Source organism: Methanoregula formicica SMSP, assembly GCF_000327485.1.
GTDB lineage: Archaea > Halobacteriota > Methanomicrobia > Methanomicrobiales > Methanospirillaceae > Methanoregula > Methanoregula formicica.
Genome location: NC_019943.1, coordinates 16,860 through 33,835, shown reverse-complemented (window position 1 = coordinate 33,835; position 16,976 = coordinate 16,860). Strand labels below are relative to the sequence as shown.

The following is a 16,976-nucleotide window of genomic DNA, read 5'->3' as shown; positions in this document are numbered from 1 at the left end:
ATCAGGATGAAGAAAAACAGTGTCGATATATCGCCGACATGCTTACACGGATTTGATCAGAATGTCGTATTTTTTTATCACAAGGGTGCCATCTCTCGTGGAATCCAGGGGCAGTTTGTAGGTTATGGTGGGACCAGCAGCGGAAGACTGGCGCTCCATCTTTACAGTATTGGTGAAATAATTGTCCCAGGCAATGGAGAAATCCGCGTCAGTGGGATCGGGCGACGTATAATCGAGAAGGACGGTTGTTGTGGCGGGGACCGGTATGCTGGAATAACTGTTGTCCTTGAGTGCCATCTGAACCATCCCAATTCCTGAGCGTCCCATGAGATCCGTGCTGTTGAAGGAGATGAGATTGATCACCATCATATTGGCCGCGGAGTCATAGAACCAGCGTGGCTCGGCAAGCATCACGGATCCCTGGCCGGCACGGTCCCGTTTCACGACCGCCCCGTTCTGGAGGGAGAGGTCGGTCCTTGCGCTCTCAGACACGTACCGGAGATCCCCGGGATGGAATTCGTTCACGTATGTTGTGGAGGAATCATGAATGCTGATGGTGAAAACCTGGGGTGTTGTGCTCGAATTGAATACCGTCAGCGAACCCCCGCCGATCTTGAGTGCGGTCTCCTTGTAGGGGACCGTCTTGTAGGCAAGGCTTTTGACATCATTCTGGAGCACGATCATGTTCTTTTCCATGATCTGCTCATCGGCGCCGGTCTGCTGCTGCATCAGCAGCGGGTACCCGTACAGGGTCACAAGGCCGATGCCCGCCATCATCAGCGTGAAAATGAGGAGAAACCCGATGGACTCCGATACGCCGTCTGTGCACGATTCCTGGAATGCCCTCGTTGTCATACAAATCCTCCGGAATTGTAACTGATCCTGTTCAAACCGCTGCTCGTCGTGTTCCCCCCGGCCCTCCGCGTGGATCCTATCCCCGCGATTGCCACATTGGCGATGACAGAATTCCCGCTGATGCGTACGGTCTGAGCCGTGAGGTCCTCACCGTAAAGATTCCCGACTTCAACAAGGTATTCCCTCCCGGCAACCTCATCCGGGATATCGAACCGCGACGTGATATTCCCGTTGGCAGGCGCGATGGAGTAGATATCAACGATCCTTGTGGAGATGCCGTTGCTGATGTCAGTATATGCCGAGTACGTGATTGTTTTCGACGGCATTTCCATAAAGTGAGTATTCGTGAGAAGGAGTACGACAACAAACAGGCCAGTAAGGACACCGGAGATCAGGATATACTCGATCAGGGTTGCCACCCCGTCATCAGTCCCGCCCGGGTATTGTTTATTCTGATCTCCACGTCTCATTATATGCTGTCACCCCGTTGTTGTAGTGAATTTCAATATACGTGTAGGGATCCGATCCTCCCGGCCGGTTTGAGGAGAAATTTACCACGGCATTATGCCTGCTTAAGGAAAGGTTCCGTATCTCCCTCTGCACGGTGGTTTTGTCGTTTTCGTCATCAAGGAATTCAGACTGGATGATCATGCCCCGTACCTCACGGATATCCGTTTTGGGGAATTCCGATACCGCCTCGGCGGTGGTCTGCCCTACAACCGTTGACTGGTTGATCAGGATCGCGATAAAGAACAGGGCAAAACTCACGACAAACCCCATAAGCACAATCCACTGCGCATCATCGTTCAGTCGCGCCATACTAATGCCTCCACTAAAACGGCATGTTTACCGGATGAGGGATCCGTACAGTCAGAACTGTCAACAATGACCCACTCGGATACCCGCACAGCATGTTCTCCTCCCGTAAACATATGGGAAGACTCACTTAAAGGTACACTGCTGACAACTCCGTCCCGTTCGCAGGTAACGTTTGCCATGAACTGGATACGATCCCGGTCTGTGCCGGTCTTTGCATTCACGATAGTATCAAACATCGTCCGGAACTGCGCAGAATCGCCCGTCTCAACAATGGTTTGCAGGGAGGTTTTGTCAACCGAGATGTTGGGCGCAGTGTTCATCATCTTCAGTGCATCGTCCCCCACGACTTCAAGCTGCATATCGCTGATGTGGGTGTCCCCCGCGGTATATACGGATGTGGAGTTCACCACAATGTACGCGGTCAGGAGGAGGATGAGCGCTGCTGCAACCCCCTCGATGGTGTACAGCTGCCCGTCTGCATTTACCATACCGCCACCTCCATCACCGCATCGGCCAGTTCGGGCTGGGTGACATTCACGGGGTTATAGTCATACGGGAACGGCTCGGTGTGTGTGTTGTTCAGGAACTGCTGCTTTTGATTTACCGTAAATGTCAGGTTGATGAAGATCGTATCGTCGGTACCTATATCGCCAATTGTATTGAAAAAGCCCGGTTCAAATACCATCGATATGCCATTTGAAAAAACCGCCGGGAATGCAGGAACTGCTGTCGTTTCCCCATCCATATAGAGGAACCTGCTGGGGGACACTGCCGGTAACGGGTCGAGCGTGGACATCGCATAGGATCTCGTGTAAAACTGGACGTTTGACACTGACTTGGTGGTTCCCGGTTTTAACGGTTCCGGCATTTTATCAAAATCCGTGATATTGATGATGATCCTGTCCCTCATGGGGTTGAAGCGGTACGCTGCATCCCCGGTCGGACTCTTCAGCATTCCTACATCGTCGAATAACAGGGACGATGTATTGATCATGATGGAGAACCGGTGATTAAACACTTCTTCGGTATTGTTATAGTGGTATGTCTTGATTATTGTCTCACCGATCGTCGTATTGCTCCCGCTCCGGATTTTTACGTCCCTGCGTATGTAGCCATACGGGTAATTGACGGGAATTATGTCACCGACTGACCTGAGGGTATCTTTTCCTTCCTCTTTCAGGGAGATATTGAACCGGTAAGGGAAATCCCCGAATATCGCCCATTTCTGGTAGTCCGTGGGATAGACAAACTCCGTGGTGTTGAAAAACCGGTCTACCTTGGTTTCATCGAGAATTCCCGGGGTGTCTTTTGAGACGGCAAGACCGAACCGGGCAATTTTGTCCGGGTACTGGCCCGGGTTCGACTGCAGCTCCCAGGGAATGCCGGCTGCTGCCAAAGAACCGACATCCCCGGGATCCTCTGCAAGGATGACTCCTGTCCGGTACGCAACGGCATCGAAATCGATTGTGTGGGACTGGAGCCCGATGAACAGTCCGGGAATCATGGTTGCTACCCAGATGAATGCAAGCATGAATATGGTGAATCCGACCAGAAAGTCAATCGACATTGCACCGGTATCGTCAGTCATTGGTGGAAGTCAGCGCTCCTGTTATTGCATCGAATCTGAGATCCCGTTGCCGTCCTGTGCTGGTGATGGTAAGGAAGTAAGTACTCCCTGCGAGAGCCAGTTCCCGCGACTCGTTTGCGGCCGAGTCCGGTTGCAGGAAGATCCTGTCCCTGTTTTTCAGGAACAGATCCCGCGGCGTTATTATACGGCCGAGGTTAATATCCTGTTCCGGGCATGTGCCTGACCAGTTATACGTTCTCTCTCCATGGTGGTTATAGGTCACCAGGGTTGTCTGCCCAGATTGGCAGATAATGACATCCCAACTGCTGGCATTGCCCGTGGGATCGAGACCATATCCTTGGATCATCCGGATACTGGGTGTTGCAGTAGCGTTTTCTTCCATACCAGACATGCTCACCGGTATGCGGGATGCCACATCATCAAAACTGATCCCGGTGAACGGATCAGACTTGTTGAGCATAATGAAACTCGTATTGGCTTTTGGCTCCGTGGTATCAGGAAAGACTGTGAGTGATGGCAGGGAAATAATGCCAAGTACTCCAAGAACAGCGACTGCTATCACGATAAAAAAAAGAAGATATTTCATTCTTTTCATGAGATTGCCCAATGGTTTATAAGAGAGATCAGGGATATAAACATTCGTTAATTGCGGTAGGTCGAATTTTCCATTTATTATCCTGATTAAGAACAACCGGGTGGATTTTTTCACAAAACCGCTTACTCATGTATACCTGAAGAAAAGATACCGGCAATCCCTCCCTTTAGCCCATTTCCTGTCAGAAAACAAATCGAGAAAAATTGCACTCTTATAAAATTAACTTGTTCCCTGGAAGAGCCCGGCCAGCAATCTGATTCTTGTGTCCCAAACGGTCAGAAATAGTGCGGTATAATATCAATAAATGTGAAAATTTTTGTTTTTTCACAAATCTAACAATAAATTGACCAAAATTTTAAATAAAAAATTATATATACTATTACGTGGAGAAACTTGCTCAGAACGGAGGCAGGATAGTGAAACAAACAATTCTGGTTCTATTCGGACTTCTCCTCCTGAGCAGTTCTGCAGTAGCAGCACTGGATCTTTCCTTATCGACGATAAGTGCCCCGGGATGGATCACTGCAAACGGTGCGGACAGTTCCGTCATCACCGTGACGGTAGTGGATACGGCGACTGCGCCTGTCGCGAATGCGGATGTAACCTTCACCCTCGATACTGCCTCGCAGGTTCTGGGGACGATCTCTCCGACAACACCTGTCAAAACCGATGTGAATGGAGTGGCAACAGCAGTATTTTCTGTTAAAACGATCAGTGGCAATGCTACCATTCATGCAACGGTGTCCGTCAACGATGGCCAGACACTTCCCGTTACGTTCACGACATTCCAGCGGATCGATCACGGCATCCCTGAAAAAGCGAGTTTTGATGCGTATCCGACAGAGTTACCCGTTGGTTCGGAGACCCGGGTAAATCTTACTGTTTACGATTACTGGAATAACCGCGTTGATAGTAAGAATGCCCCTGAGGCTGTCCAGATCACCGTTACCGGAGAGGATGGTGTCGGATTAAAGGATGGTACAAATTTCGTAACCGAAAAAACGTATTATACAGATACAGAGGGTAATGTATCCATTGACTTAAGGCTCTCCACCGTTGCAGGAGAGAACAAGCTCTGGATGTATCGTATCGGCAATATGGTGATAATGCCCTCCAAAACGGTTATCGGTGTTGCAGAGGAGACGCCCTCGTATATCGAGCAGACCCGCGCCATCAACATGGAAGGAACGAAATCACCCCTCCCGGCAGACGGTCTCCCGGTCAACGATGTGACCATTACCTACACGCTCACCGACAAATTCGGCAACCCGATTCATAGTGCGCCCGTGCTCTGCACATCCTCCGACGGGCAGAGTGCAACACAGTATACCAATCTCAACGGCAAGGTCACGGTTATCTTCCCGGCACAGGATGAAGCGAGGGTGTTTACGCTCAATGCCTCTTCCCCCGCTAATCCGGCCGCGACCTGCCGGGATCCCTATAGTGCAGGGTACTGCAGCCAGCAGATTGAATACTACAATACCGATCCGGTGGACCTGCTGTTTACGGCCAACCCGCAGTCCATGGCAAGTCTCGATGTTGACAGTACGACCCGGGCCATTCTCCAGGCACGGGTTGTCGATGCGAAGGGCAACCCGGTGAAAAACGAGAAGGTGTATTTCTCGCTCGGTACCACAACCTATGATGCCGTGTATATTGGGGCAACCGATCCGGTGCTTGCAGTCGGGCCGACCGAAGCGGTTCTGGTTGGCGACGACGGGTATGCAACCACAGAATTCAGCCCCGGGGCATTTGCAGCTGAAGGACAGCCCGGATTCGATCCGACGGCCACCGGCCAGGTGGTCGTGACAGCACGGTGGACGAACACGGCAGGTACTATCACCAAATCGCGGGATATCCTTCTTGTCTGGAAGAACTACCCTTATCTCAGTACCTATTCGTCCATGAAATGCGACAATGCTCATGTCGGGGATGAACTTAACCTTACTATCCAGCTCAAAGGCGACGGCATAGCGCTCAAACCGAATCCCATCGATGTCGTCCTCACCACCGATCGTTCCGGAAGTATGATGAAGGGTAACCCGGACAGGATGGTCAACGTTATGGCAGCATCTTCGGCATTTGTCGACGAGATGGGAACGAACGACAAAATCGGGGTTGTCTCGTTTGGAAACAAAGGTGATTACACTTCCGCCACAACCTATTCTGGTCTGGGCCCCGGAATTGATCTGGATACACATGACGACCAATCGTATAGAGATGAACATTATAAGTCCTCTCCGACATCCTATCTCTACTATGCAACAGTAGACCGGGAACTGACTTCTGTTCCTGCAGATGCCAAGACGGCGATCAATTCCATGGTTCCCTACTCGGGTACCCCCCTGAGGGATGGTCTCCGGAAAGCGGTCCAGGAACTGAAATCAGCGAGGGCTCGATCCAATGCGATCAAGGCCATTATCGTCCTCTCCGATGGGGATTATAATTACTATGGCGACCCGCTTGCACGGGGGCGCGGCTATACATCGTGGCGTCCTACGGACTTTGAGGATTTAACGGAATCATATATGTCCTATTCCGATACCGACGGATACCAGAACATGGCTGCATACGCAAGCTATAACGGGATTAAAATCTATTCCATTGCATTCGGCGATAGTATCTCCAGCGGCGGGAAGACAACGCTTGAAACACTTGCCACAGCCACCGGTGGAAGGTACTTTGAAGCTTCTTCGGCAAATATCGAAGACGTGTATATTGCGATTGCCGGCGATCTTCAGGAAACCGCTGGAGGTGACACGGAAGTGTCCCTCGATTTCGGGACCGTGACAATCGACGACAATACGGGAGGCGACATCACCCAGTATATGGACTACGTGTATGAGGTGAAGACGCCTGTTGCTGACAGTTCGACCTATATCAACAAGACCAATATCACCAAGCACGGTATCTTTCACCAGCTCTTCAGTACAGTCCAAGACGACACAGCAGGATGGAGTGCCCGCCAGATAAACTACAATGTTGGAACAATCAAGCTCAACGAGACCTGGAGTGCAACGTTACGCCTCAGACTGACCCAGGCGGGGTCGTTCGATCTCTTCGGCCCTGACAGCACCTCCTCTATTACATTCACCGACATGAGTGATACCACGAATCCGGTGACACAGACAGCGTTCATCCCGGAAATGCAGTGCAAGGTATATCCGGTGGGAGAAAATCCCGTGTTTGGTACAAAAACACTCCAAGTCAGCGATCTCACGGTCACTACATCCGATCCAACCGTGTGGAAGCTGGCATGGAAGACCTCCTATGACGGCGATAAAACCGTTACAGAAACGCTGCAGTCCCGGGTGGCGGATAGTGCTGCGGCATGGCAGACAATCCCCGGTGGCATAACGATGATCAGCAGTCAGGTGGTCAATTCACCCTCGTACTATACACTATCCCTGTCGGATACGTCGCTCTGGGTAAAAGGGAAATGTTACGAGTTCCGGGTCGTTGCCCAGGCAGAGGGTACCGATGATTCGGTAACACAATCCGGTTCAACCTGCATCAGTGCATCGGGAGGAACGATCTATATCAAACTCGAATAATTTTTCCCGTGCGATCGGAAGAGGCAGCGGTTTTTGGGGTTCTTCATGATAACGCGGATTGCCGGTAGCTCCGTGCATTTTTCCGCTAAACCGCGCTATATTCTGCCACAGTTACCTGTGGACGTACTAAAAAAATCACGGGAGTTTTTTGGTGCCGGCATCACGGCACAATCTTCGAGATTGGTATCTCAAGGATGTCCTCGGCGCCGCACTTCTTGAGCTTCGGGATAAGCCCGTTGACCGAATTCTTGGGAACAACAGTCTGGATGCTGTAGTAATCGATCCCATGGAGCCGGCTGACCGTCGGCTTCTTCATCGCCGGCAATGCCGCAACGATCTTCTCCATAGATGCGGTCGGGACATTCATGGTCAGGAGAACCTTGTGCCGGGCATCGATAACACCGAAGAGCAGGGTCCGGATCTCCTCGATCTCGCGCCGTTTCTCCGGGTCTGCCCAGCTTGCCTTGTTCGCGATGATCGCCGTGTGGGACTCCATGATCTGGCCGATGATCTTGAGGCCGTTCTTCCTGAGTGTTGTCCCGGTCTCGGTTAGATCAACGACTACGTCCATCAGATCGGGGACTTTCGCCTCCGATGCACCAAAAGAGTGGAAGAGCTGGACCGGGATCTTCAGGTCCTCGAAGAACTTCTTTGTCAGGCCCGGGTATTCGGTTGTGACCCGGCTGCCCGGCCGGATCTGGGTGACGTTCTCGATGGGCTCGTCACGGTGCACCGCGACAACGATCTTGACATTTCCCTCGCCGGTCTTACTGTAGGAGAGGTCTGCCACCTCAACGACATCGGAACCGGTTTCGGTGATCCAGTCAAGGCCCGAGATGCCGAGGTCGAAATATCCCTTGTCAACATAGGTCGGGATCTCCTGCGGGCGGAGGATCTTGACCTTTCCGATCCGGGGGTCATCAATACGGGGGTTGTAGTCGCGGTCCGTGCGTCGGACCTCGAGGTCTGCCTCCTTGAACAGCTGGAGGGTCTGCGCCTCAAGGCTGCCCTTCGGGAGTGCGATGGTGATCATACCATACACCATCGCTGTTAAAAAACAATAAAGGATTGGATGAAAAAGCGGCGGGGTGTCTCAATCGAATGAATGGACAACGAGACCGCTCAGCAGTTTGGGTTCGAACCAGGTGGATTTTGGCGGCATGATGCCCCCTGCGTCGGCAATGGAAAGGACCGTTTCCACCTTCACCGGCTGCATGGCAAACGCGAGCCGGTAGGTCCCGTCATCCACGAGTTTTTCAAGGTCGGAGACCGGGCGGGCCCCTCCCAGGTACTGGAGGCGTGCGTCGCCCCGGGGGTCGGTGATGCCCAGCATCCCTTCGAGCACGTGCTTCTGGAGCACAGCCACATCAAGCGTGTTGGGTGTTTCAGGACCGGTCTCCCGCGGACGTGTGCACTCGTACCACGTTCCCCTGAGATAGAGATGGACAACATGGTACTTTTCCGGATCGGTAATCGCGGGGGTGATATTATACACGCTGCCATCGACAGCCGCGTATGGCCGGACCGTGTAATGCTCGCCAAGTTTTTTGAGGAACGTATCGGGAGTATAGGGATCCAGGTCAGTAAGGAGGCGGCTGTACCCGTGGATCTTCACCCGGTTGTGGGCGAATATGACCCCCATGAACCGGCAGACCTCGTCGCCCGGCTGGTTGCCGGAGGCGAGGATCTTATCGGCAAGGTTCACCGATGCCTTGGCGCGGTGGTGCCCGTCGGCGATATAGAGCGCCGGGACCGCGGCGAAGCGTTGTTCGAGTTCAGCCAGGACCCCGGGATCCGCGATCCGGAATATCTGGTGGAGTGCTCCCTGTTCCGTCCACACGTCGGCGACTGGCGGCTGTGTGCGGGCTACTTGTGATTCGATGAAGGAGAAGAGACCCGCATCGTCGCGATAGAGGAGGACCACCGGTCCGTTGTGCGCACGGACGGCTTCGATATGCCGGGTCCGGTCTTCCTCCTTGTCATACCGTGTCAGTTCATGGCGACGGATCTTATTGTTCCGGTAATCGTCCACATCGAGACAACAGCAGAGGCCAAGGAATGTATCCCCGTTCTGCTGTGCCCGGTACAGGTACATGCCGGGTTCCGGGTCCTTCTTCAAGAGCCCCTCGCGCTCCAGGAGAAGGAACATCTCCCGCGCCCGTTGGTACACGCGGTCATCATGGGGGGGAATGCCCGGGAGTTCGGCATCGGGCCTGCTCACGCGCAGGAAACTCTTCGGGTTCTGTGCAATGATCGCCTTTGCCTCGTTAGCAGTCACCACGTCATACGGCACTGCCGCGATCTCCGGCGCAGCCTCCTTCACCGGCCGCACCCCTGAAAAACGATATATCCTCACCATGCAAGACCCCGCGCATTGACAGTACGTTTACGTGCTCTCATTATTGTGTGTGATCCCATATAACGCCGACTCACCCCGGTATGCCGGGCGCTTCCTGCTCCGGCAGGGCAAATGCTATGAATACCAAGCGCTCAGGATGTTTACCAGAATCCGGCAGGCACCAGGAGACTGTCCCATGATCCGGCCCCATGACCTCGCTCTCTTCCCGCTGCCCCAGATCCGCCGGGCGACACCCGCCGATATCGCGGCGATCGTTGCCATAGAGAAGGAGTCGTTCATCGATCCCTGGGAGCAGGCGGTCTTTCTTGAAGCGCTGACGTATTACCCTACTACCTATTTTGTCGCCGAGTGCGATGGCGCGGTTGTCGGATTCGTTGTCGGGGGCCTCGAGGACACCGGTGAGAACATCTACGGCCACCTCTGCAATCTCGGGGTCAGCCCGCGGTACCGCCGGCGGGGGATCGCAAAGCTGCTCGTGAACCGGGTCGAGCACCAGTTTGCGCTGGAACTCGCCACCGGTGTCCAGCTGGAAGTTCGTGTCTCCAACACCACCGCCCAGCGGTTCTATCGCAGGATGAGGTACCGGGAAGTCTTCGGGATTGAGCATTATTACGCGAATGGCGAGGATGCCATTGTCATGATGAAATGGTTCCGGTTCTAACAGTCCAATTCTGTGGTTGCGATCTTAGACCGTGTGCATCAAATGAAAACGGTTTTTTCCCGGATGCATCATGTATGGTCTACTGATCATGGAACAAGTGAATGCCGTGTAACCCCCTCCCGTTTGCCGAGGCTGGGCTCACGGACAGCGTCTTCTCAACGGCACTTGCCAGGTACGGCTTCCAAGAGACAGCAGCCGTCCTCTTCTTCATTGTCCTGACCGCGGCGTTCTCCTGCGCCAACAGCGGGTTCTATGGGGCGATCCGTGCCCTGTACGGCCTCTCCATCGAAAGGATGGCATCCCGGTTCCTTGCGCGGCTGAACCGCAACTGCGTCCCCATGGTCGGGACACTCGTCACGCTTGCGTGCTGCTGGCTCGTCCTCTCCCTCTGGTGGTTCACGAACGGCGAGGGCCAGATCTACATCTGGCTCCTGTCTGTCTCAGCGTTCACCGGCGCCATCTGCTGGATCTCTATCTGCTGGGTGCAGGTGGTCTTCCGCAGGAAGATTTACAAGTGCGGGTATACCGATACGGACATCATTGCCCCCGCACCTCTCTCGCCATGGATGCCAATTATCGTTGGGGTGGTGCTGGAAGTCATCGCCCTTGTCGTACTTGCGTTCAACCCAGACCTCTCCGGGGCCCTCTACCTCTCGGTGCCGGTTGTCTGTGTCCCGATGATCCTCTACTAGATCGGAAGACGCACCGGCAGGCTCAAGCCCTTCAAGTACCTGAATCCCGATGAGAAGACCTTCGACGAGCTCTTCCCGGACAAGCGGGTCAAGCAGTAATCACTCTTTTTTTCTGAAGTGCAGGAAAACACTAAAAAGCGGGAGATTATTTTATCCCCGTCCGAGCTGCTGGTGGGCGCGGGCCAGGTGCTGAGCTGCAAGGGCGCCAAGAAGGGAGAGTTCGCCGGCAAGGACGCCTGCACCGATGATCTCGGCGAGCTTCTTCGCATTCGTGCCCGGGGGTGTCCCGCTGCCGGCAACGCCGAGGAGGCGTAAGCATTCCTGCTGGGTGTCAACTCCCGTCCCTCCGCCAACGGTCCCCACCGGAAGGGATGGCAGCGTGACGGAGACGTATGCCCCGGTCTCTGTCTGGTCGACCGTGGTGATGCAGGTGCTCCCGTCGATTGCGTGGGCTGCGTCCTGGCCACAGGCAATGAACATGGCCGCAACGATGTTTGCGGCATGCGCATTGAACCCCATGGCACCGGCCCGGGCGGAGCCGACCAGGTTCTTCCGGTAGTTCACTTCGAAAAGGGACTTCGCATCAGTCTTTAAGATGGTGCTGATCTGCTCGTTCGTCAGGGCAACGCCGGCTACAACGCTTCGTCCCCGGCCCATGATACCGTTGATGGCTGCGGGTTTCTTGTCGGTGCACATGTTACCCGAGAGGGCGATGAGCCGGGCGCCGGTGCCCTGCGCGATCAGGTCGGCAACCTTCGCGCTTGCGATGGTCACCATGTTCATGCCCATGGCGTCCTTGGTATCGAACTCGAGCCGGACATAGACGCTGGTGCCGGCAACAAACGTCACGATATCGGTCAGTTTCCCGTGCGATGTCGTGCTCTCGGCTGCGGCCTTCAGCTCGTCGCGGTGAACAGTCACCCAGTCGCCGACCTGCGCTGCGTGGGAAACGCTGTCTGTTGCAAATACCGGTGCCCGGGTCATGCCGTCGTGGATGATCCGCACGTCAGCGCCGCCGGCCTTCGTGATGGCACTGCAGCCCCGGTTAACCGAGGCGACTAGGGCCCCCTCGGTCGTTGCGAGCGGCAGCCAGTACTTCCCGCTGGCACAGCCCCCGTTGACGAGGACCGGCCCGGCAACACCGACCGGCACCTGCACGGTACCGATCATGTTCTCGCAGTTGCGTTTCGTCACGCGGTCCACATCGATACTGAAAATGCCGAGGTTCTCGAGTTTTGTACCGGTCTCCTGCTCGATGAACCCACGCCGGACGCGGATGGCGTCGATGGGCATGAGCTCCTTTTCCAGTTCGTAGATCTTCAACGTCCCGTCTTTCAGTTTTGCGTGAATAACGGCATCCCTTTCCCTGTCCTGACCTGATTGTGCGCCGCCGGCCTGCCCCTCCGGGCGGCGCTGTGCATCATCAGCCATGATTAATGGTTAGCACCTATACTCTTATGATACACGTGGTCGGAAGGACGGCAGGCGGGTGGGGGATCCGCGTCCCCGCACGGCAGGGCGAGGAGTTAAGGCAGGTGCTCATACGTGAGGGCGCGCTCGATCCCTCGCTCAAGGTCCTGCGCGATGGATCCGACCTCATCCTACCGCTCCGTAAGGAACGCAAGGGGGCAGCCTGGTTCGAGTTCGAGGCGCACACGGGCAGGGAACCGCTGCCGCGGCACGAGCTGGTGGGCGGGATAGCCATCATGCAGGAAGAGGACCCCTCGGGAGCGGAGGCACTCCTCAAATCCCGCCCCTCGCTTCACACGGTTGTCTTTGCACAGGGCGAGGTCCACGGGGAGTACCGGACCCGGGAGTTCTCCCACCTTGCCGGGGAACCGACGACCCGCACGCTTGTGACCGAGCATGGGCACACCTTTGTCGTGGACCTTGCCGGTGCTTACTTCTCGGCCCGGCTCTCTACCGAGCGCCAGCGCATCCTTACGCAGGTGAGGGAGGGGGAGCTGGTGCTCGACATGTTCGCCGGGGTCGGTCCGTTTGCGATCACGCTCGCAGAGCGGGCATCGCTTGTCGTTGCCGCGGATCTCAACCCAAAAGCGGTTGCCCTGATGCTCGAGAACCTGCACCGGAGCCGGACAGCAAATGTCCTCCCGCTTCTTGTGGACGCCCGACACCTCGCCCGGATCCTCCCGTGGCGATTCGACCGGGTGGTCATGAACCTGCCCCTTGCCGGCACGGAATTTTTACCGGAAGCGTTCCGGCTGGTGCGGCCGGGCGGGGCCATCCACTTCTATTCGCTTGTCTCTGCCGAAGGGGAGCACACGGCCCGGATCCGGGAACTCTGCGGCACGGTTACCGCTGAACGGGTCGTGCGTTCGTACTCGCCCGCCCAGTGGCATGCGGTGTACGATGTTGCTGTACCAGAGACGTGACGGTACAAATTCCGATGGAGAATGGAAGGGCACCCGGGATGCTGACGGGCTGCCTAATGTAATAAAAACGGAGGATTATTCCACCGGCACGAACTTCGTGCCATAGTGGATGATGCCGCTCTCGCCATCGGTGGCGATCCGGCGGAAGACGCTTTTTACCCGCATGCCGATCTTCGCTTCCTTCGGGTCGCAGATAACCTGCGAGGTCATCTGCGGGCCTTCGTCGAGCTTGATGATGGCAAGGATGTACGGACCGGGGGATGCGAACTGGTCGGGCTCGGTCATGATGACCGTGTAGGTCACGACCGTGCCGAGGCCGGCAAACTTGTGGTCAATAATCTTCCCGTTCCGGCGGCAGTCCGGGCAGAACGTCCGCGGGGGGAAGAAATGCCGGCCGCAGGTCGTGCATTTCGTGCCGATCAGGTTGTAGCGCTGGGGGATCTTTCTCCAGAATCGTGCAACGGTCATCTTACACCCTCCCAAGAATGTGCACGGCCACGGTGGCACCGGTGCCGCCCACGTTGTGGGTCATGCCGATCTTTGCATTCTCGATCTGGCGCCTGCCCGCATCGCCGCGAAGCTGCGTGACGATCTCGCACACCTGCTTGATGCCGGTTGCCCCGACCGGGTGGCCGCAGGACTTGAGGCCGCCGCTCGTGTTGACCGGAATCTTGCCGCCGAGCGCGGTTTCGCCATCGGCAGTGAACTTGCCGGCCGTGCCCTTCTTGCAGAACCCGAGGTCCTCGATGGCGCAGATCTCCGCAATCGAGAAACAGTCGTGGACTTCCACCATGTTGATGTCCTTCTGGGTGAGCCTGGCCATCCTGAACGCCCGCTGCCCTGCGGCAACGGATGCGTCCAGGGTCGAGATATCGCGCCTGTCGTGCAGGGCGATCGAGTCGCTTGCCTGTGCAGTCGCAAGCACCTTGATCGGCGTGTCTGTGAACTCCTTTGCCCGCTCGAGTGGGGCAACGATCACGGCTGCTGCGCCATCGGTAATGGGCGAGCAGTCGAAGAGCCGGAGGGGCTCGGCAACCATCGTGGACTTCAGCACAGTGTCGAGCGTAATCTCCGAAGGGAACTGGGCGATCGGGTTGCGGGCTCCGTTGTAGTGGTTCTTCACCGCAACGTGCGCCAGCTGCTCCCGGGTCATGCCGTACTTGTGCATGTAGTCCTTTGCGATCATCGCGTACAGGCCAGGGAACGTTGCGCCGACAAACCCTTCCCACTCGCGGTCGGCCGCGCCGGTCAGGGCGTCGGTGCTCGCGCTGGGCTCGACATCGGTCATCTTCTCGACACCGGCTGCGACAACAATGTCTTCCATGCCGCTCGCGACCGCGATCACGGCCTGCCGGAAAGCAAGGCCTCCCGATGCGCAGGCTGCCTCGACACGGGTCGAGGGGATGTGGCGTGACGCCATGCCCGCATAGTCCGCGATCAGGGCGCCGATGTGCTCCTGTTCCACGAACCGGCCGGCGCTCATGTTACCGACGTACATCGCATCGATCTTCTCACCGGACATCTTCGCGTCTTCAAGAGCGAGTGCCCCTGCCTCGACGAAGAGGTCACGGAACGAGCGGTTCCAGTGCTCGCCGAATTTCGTGCACCCGATACCGATTACAGCAACGTCTCTCATGCCTGCATCACCAGTTTCCCCTTGTGTTTTGCATATTTCGCATAATCCAGGTAGATCGGGTTTGCCAGCAGCTTCTCAACGGAAGGTGCTGCAGCACGGTTGATCTTGTCCTTGATTGCATCGGTCACGGTGATGTCGAAGGCATCGCTGCCGGCACCGGAGCCGAACGAGCAGACAAAGATGTGGTCGCCCGGTTTTGCGATGTCGAGCGTTGCGGCCAGACCGATCGGGGATGCGCCCGAGTAGGTGTTGCCAAGGCGCGGGACGGCAAGGCCCGGCTTGATCTGCTCCATCGAAAAGCCGAGGTCCTTTGCCACCTTCTGCGGGAACTTCGCGTTGGGCTGGTGGAAGACCGCGTAGGTGTAGTCCTTGGCCGTTGTCTTCATCTGCTCGAACATGAGCCTGCTTGCACCCTTCACGTGCTTGAAGTATCCCGGATCGCCGGTGAACCGGCCGCCGTGGCGGGGATAGTCCTGCCCCTCGCGGCGCCAGAAGTCGGGCGTGTCCGTGGTGAATGAACAGGTGTGGTTGAGGGTTGCGATCGGATCATCGTTGCCGATGATGAAGGCTGCCCCACCCGCTGCCGCGGTGTATTCGAGCGCATCGCCCGGCGCACCCTGCGACACATCGGAGCCGATCGCAAGACCGTACTTGATCATCCCGCTCTTGACCATGCCCATGCAGGTCTGGATTGCGGCGGTTCCCGCTTTGCAGGCAAACTCGTAGTCAGCAGCGGTCATGACCGGTGTTGCACCGATCGCCTCTCCCACCGTACACGCGGTCGGTTTCACCGCATACGGGTGGGACTCGCTGCCCACGTACACGGCACCGATCTCTTCCGGGTTAATGGCCCGGCGGCGCAGCGCGTTTCGTGCAGCCTCTACGGCGATAGTCGCCGCGTCCTCGTCCATGTCCGGTACAGATTTCTCGAAAACGCCCAGGCCACCGGTAATATCCGATGCGTTTGCACCCCAGACCCGGGCAATCTCCTCGACCTTGATACGGTATCTCGGTATGTATACACCGTACGTAATGATGCCTACCATTTCTGTTCCCTCAGGGCACTCACGATTTTGTCCACGTCCATGCTCGTGCAGAAGACGGTGATGCGATCCTTCTCCGCCATCTTGGCCACGATGGGGTGCACGTCAGGGGCATCGATCCCCTGCAGCACCACGCACCGCGGCTTGAACGGCGTGACACGGATCGCGACCATCGGCGACTTGCCGGTCGAGACGTTGGTGAAGACCAGCGCCCGCTCGGTGCTCCAGCCATAAATGCGGTTGAACTCGTCAGAAGAGAGCTGCATGATCGCGTTCAGGCTGTTGACCACCGTGTAGCCGAAGATGGCTTGGTCGGCCGACCCGCAGAGCAGCGAGCACCCGATCACGTCTGCGAATTCCTGCAGGGCAACCGGGTTCTCATACTCGTGGAGGTCGTAGATCACGTCATCCTCGACATTCGAAAAGAGCATGGTTGAGTATTTCTGGATGTGTTTTCCGCCGTCCTCCTCGTCAATGGCAAGGATGGTGTCGACGATCTTGCCGACAACGGCAGTTCCGGGGCTTTTCCGCCGGCCGCTCTCGTAGTCGGAGATGACCGACGGAGAGACGCCCAGGCGTTCTGAAAGGACGCCCGGGGCGATCTCGAAGTTCATGCGCCATTTCTTGAGCGCGTGTCCCGGTGAGTCCGACAGCGTAATTTCGCCTGCCATCTTCTCGGCAAGCTGGTTCCGCAAACCGGATTTCATGCTCATAACCATTGAGCCCGGGTGTTAAATAATTAACGAACGTAATTTCGACAAGAAACGAATCCCGACGGGGA

The 16,976-nt window shown here is 56.2% G+C and carries 17 protein-coding genes; 4 read left to right on the top strand and 13 right to left on the bottom strand.

Translation table 11 applies throughout. From position 1 onward, the window contains the following. Positions 1–42: 42 nt before the first annotated feature. The 6 genes from METFOR_RS00190 to METFOR_RS00165 are packed head-to-tail and all read right to left on the bottom strand — an operon-like array spanning position 43 to position 3,971. On the bottom strand, positions 43–855 hold the full coding sequence (locus METFOR_RS00190; RefSeq protein ID WP_015284089.1) for a DUF7289 family protein: 813 nt from the start codon (positions 853–855) through the stop codon (positions 43–45). Next, positions 852–1,325 carry a hypothetical protein gene (locus METFOR_RS00185; protein WP_015284088.1) on the bottom strand — a complete coding sequence of 158 codons (474 nt, stop codon included), beginning with the start codon at positions 1,323–1,325 and terminating at the stop codon, positions 852–854. The genes METFOR_RS00190 and METFOR_RS00185 overlap by 4 nt, the downstream gene beginning before the upstream one ends. After that, positions 1,303–1,674 (bottom strand): hypothetical protein, encoded by a 372-nt coding sequence (locus METFOR_RS00180; RefSeq protein WP_015284087.1) that lies wholly within the window; start codon positions 1,672–1,674, stop codon positions 1,303–1,305. The genes METFOR_RS00185 and METFOR_RS00180 overlap by 23 nt, the downstream gene beginning before the upstream one ends. Next, the gene (locus METFOR_RS00175) at positions 1,662–2,162 is read right to left on the bottom strand and encodes a DUF7288 family protein (RefSeq protein WP_015284086.1); all 501 of its coding nucleotides are present in this window, start codon (positions 2,160–2,162) and stop codon (positions 1,662–1,664) included. The genes METFOR_RS00180 and METFOR_RS00175 overlap by 13 nt, the downstream gene beginning before the upstream one ends. After that, positions 2,156–3,262 carry a hypothetical protein gene (locus tag METFOR_RS00170; RefSeq protein WP_015284085.1) on the bottom strand — a complete coding sequence of 369 codons (1,107 nt, stop codon included), beginning with the start codon at positions 3,260–3,262 and terminating at the stop codon, positions 2,156–2,158. The genes METFOR_RS00175 and METFOR_RS00170 overlap by 7 nt, the downstream gene beginning before the upstream one ends. Beyond that, entirely contained in the window at positions 3,255–3,971 is a 717-nt protein-coding gene (locus tag METFOR_RS00165; protein ID WP_048110706.1) for a hypothetical protein, read from the bottom strand. The genes METFOR_RS00170 and METFOR_RS00165 overlap by 8 nt, the downstream gene beginning before the upstream one ends. A gap of 302 nt (positions 3,972–4,273) precedes the next feature. Between METFOR_RS00165 and METFOR_RS00160 the strand changes: the two genes are divergently transcribed. Next, entirely contained in the window at positions 4,274–7,411 is a 3,138-nt protein-coding gene (locus METFOR_RS00160; protein ID WP_048110705.1) for an Ig-like domain-containing protein, read from the top strand. A 160-nt stretch (positions 7,412–7,571) separates the two neighbouring features. On the opposite strand, the gene hisG is transcribed toward METFOR_RS00160, so the two are convergent. Together hisG and METFOR_RS00150 are read right to left on the bottom strand one after the other, a co-directional pair. Then, the gene (gene hisG / locus METFOR_RS00155; RefSeq protein ID WP_048111027.1) at positions 7,572–8,444 is read right to left on the bottom strand and encodes an ATP phosphoribosyltransferase; all 873 of its coding nucleotides are present in this window, start codon (positions 8,442–8,444) and stop codon (positions 7,572–7,574) included. Between the two features lie 60 nt (positions 8,445–8,504). Next, positions 8,505–9,770: a DUF1015 domain-containing protein gene (locus METFOR_RS00150; RefSeq protein ID WP_015284081.1), complete on the bottom strand. Its 1,266-nt coding sequence runs from the start codon at positions 9,768–9,770 to the stop codon at positions 8,505–8,507. Between the two features lie 175 nt (positions 9,771–9,945). Between METFOR_RS00150 and rimI the strand changes: the two genes are divergently transcribed. Both rimI and METFOR_RS00140 read left to right on the top strand, forming a co-directional pair. Then, positions 9,946–10,431, top strand: a complete 486-nt coding sequence (rimI, locus tag METFOR_RS00145; RefSeq protein ID WP_015284080.1) for a ribosomal protein S18-alanine N-acetyltransferase — start codon at positions 9,946–9,948, stop codon at positions 10,429–10,431. Positions 10,432–10,532: 101 nt separating this feature from the next. Next, complete coding sequence (locus METFOR_RS00140) at positions 10,533–11,123, top strand: APC family permease (protein WP_052310725.1); 591 nt, start codon at positions 10,533–10,535, stop codon at positions 11,121–11,123. A gap of 150 nt (positions 11,124–11,273) precedes the next feature. On the opposite strand, the gene hmgA is transcribed toward METFOR_RS00140, so the two are convergent. Continuing rightward, positions 11,274–12,554, bottom strand: coding sequence for a hydroxymethylglutaryl-CoA reductase (NADPH) (hmgA, locus tag METFOR_RS00135; RefSeq protein ID WP_015284079.1), 1,281 nt, complete (start codon positions 12,552–12,554; stop codon positions 11,274–11,276). Positions 12,555–12,580: 26 nt separating this feature from the next. On the opposite strand from hmgA, the gene METFOR_RS00130 reads away from it, so the two are divergent. Beyond that, positions 12,581–13,516: a class I SAM-dependent methyltransferase gene (locus tag METFOR_RS00130; RefSeq protein WP_015284078.1), complete on the top strand. Its 936-nt coding sequence runs from the start codon at positions 12,581–12,583 to the stop codon at positions 13,514–13,516. A 75-nt stretch (positions 13,517–13,591) separates the two neighbouring features. Here the strand turns inward: METFOR_RS00130 and METFOR_RS00125 are convergent, their stop codons facing one another. From METFOR_RS00125 to METFOR_RS00110, 4 genes are read right to left on the bottom strand one after another with little or no spacing between them, the layout of a single operon-like run. Beyond that, on the bottom strand, positions 13,592–13,984 hold the full coding sequence (locus METFOR_RS00125) for a Zn-ribbon domain-containing OB-fold protein (protein WP_015284077.1): 393 nt from the start codon (positions 13,982–13,984) through the stop codon (positions 13,592–13,594). Position 13,985: 1 nt separating this feature from the next. Beyond that, the gene (locus METFOR_RS00120; RefSeq protein WP_015284076.1) at positions 13,986–15,152 is read right to left on the bottom strand and encodes a thiolase domain-containing protein; all 1,167 of its coding nucleotides are present in this window, start codon (positions 15,150–15,152) and stop codon (positions 13,986–13,988) included. Further along, a complete protein-coding gene (locus METFOR_RS00115; protein WP_015284075.1) occupies positions 15,149–16,198 on the bottom strand; it encodes a hydroxymethylglutaryl-CoA synthase in 1,050 nt (349 codons plus the stop codon). Before METFOR_RS00115 ends, METFOR_RS00120 begins: the two co-directional genes overlap by 4 nt. Beyond that, a complete protein-coding gene (locus tag METFOR_RS00110) occupies positions 16,192–16,902 on the bottom strand; it encodes a helix-turn-helix domain-containing protein (protein WP_048111024.1) in 711 nt (236 codons plus the stop codon). The genes METFOR_RS00115 and METFOR_RS00110 overlap by 7 nt, the downstream gene beginning before the upstream one ends. Positions 16,903–16,976 lie beyond the last annotated feature (74 nt).